This is a genomic window from Facklamia sp. P12955, assembly GCF_050409565.1.
In the GTDB taxonomy this organism is placed as follows: domain Bacteria; phylum Bacillota; class Bacilli; order Lactobacillales; family Aerococcaceae; genus Facklamia.
Genome location: NZ_JBNUPF010000056.1, coordinates 1 through 1128, shown reverse-complemented (window position 1 = coordinate 1128; position 1128 = coordinate 1). Strand labels below are relative to the sequence as shown.

Genomic DNA, 1128 nt, shown 5'->3' with positions numbered 1-1128 from the left:
CTAGCCCTCAAATTCTTTACTTTTGTCAAAGAGGAAAGCGGAGCGATCCTTGACAAAAGTAAAGAATTTGAGATCATTAAGAAAGACTAAGCAGGCTTGTTCCTAAAGTATTCGCGTACTACTTCATTGGGACTCTTAAAATTTAAAACCTTTCGATGGATATTATTGCCTCGGTTCACATATCGACGATGTGCTTTCTTCAATTCTTGCACACTCTTAAATTCTCGACGATTGTAGAATCGTTCCCCATCTTCTCGGTGACTTCTTTCAACTATGCCGTTCTGCCATGGAGAATAGGGACGGGTCTTGAGATACTCTATCTCCTTACTCTCTAATATCTCCTCAAAGATGGTTAGTTTATCGGTAACATCTGGATCATTGGTAAATTCACGCCCATTATCTGTTTGAACCTTCGTGATATCAAAGCCTAGACACGCTTCTAACTCTAATAAAAATAAAGCGGTATTGGTGACCGTTTTTTCATCCACAATCTCACAGTAGCGTTTGCGCGAATACTCATCGATCGCTGTGATTTGATAATAACGAATGCCTTTCGAATCAAACTTAAGACAATGCATGGGCACATATTTGATATCGATTTGTACCTTTTCGCCTGGATAAGTTACTTGGGTCGGTTTCCATCTAGACTTGGGATATTTTTTCTTAGCATCCGCTACGCTCTTATTCCAACCCTGCTCACGAATCTGTTTGCACATACTATCATAACTACGTGAATAACCTTCACGCTGACATTGAACATAAACTTCCGCGAGCCCTTCATGACCATAGCGTTGATATTTTGCTTTGATTATTTGATGTTCGTTAGCGGTATGCTGATTAGGGTGTGAGTGAGGACGTCGTGATTGATTTCTTATACTCTCCCAACTTCCGTCATATCGATCACGCCAACGTTTTACATTTTGTCGAGACGTATGATAACGCCGAGCTGCTGCTGCATTATTATCATGTTCGATGGCATACTCTACAATTCTTTTTCTTAATCGCATTTCTTCTGTTATAATATTTTTCATGGGAGCTTCCTTTCGCTAAGTTGTTTGTATATCTTTAGTGTAACAGAAGCTCCCTATTTTTATTTGTTTTATGTCACATATGTATTATCGTCTAACA

General features: G+C 39.1%; 1 protein-coding gene. It reads right to left on the bottom strand.

Features of this window, described 5'->3' with window-relative positions; all coding sequences use genetic code 11:
- Positions 1-86: 86 nt before the first annotated feature.
- Positions 87-1031, bottom strand: a complete 945-nt coding sequence (locus ACQV2G_RS09090) for a DDE-type integrase/transposase/recombinase (RefSeq protein WP_428876644.1) — start codon at positions 1029-1031, stop codon at positions 87-89.
- Between the last annotated feature and the right edge of the window lie 97 nt (positions 1032-1128).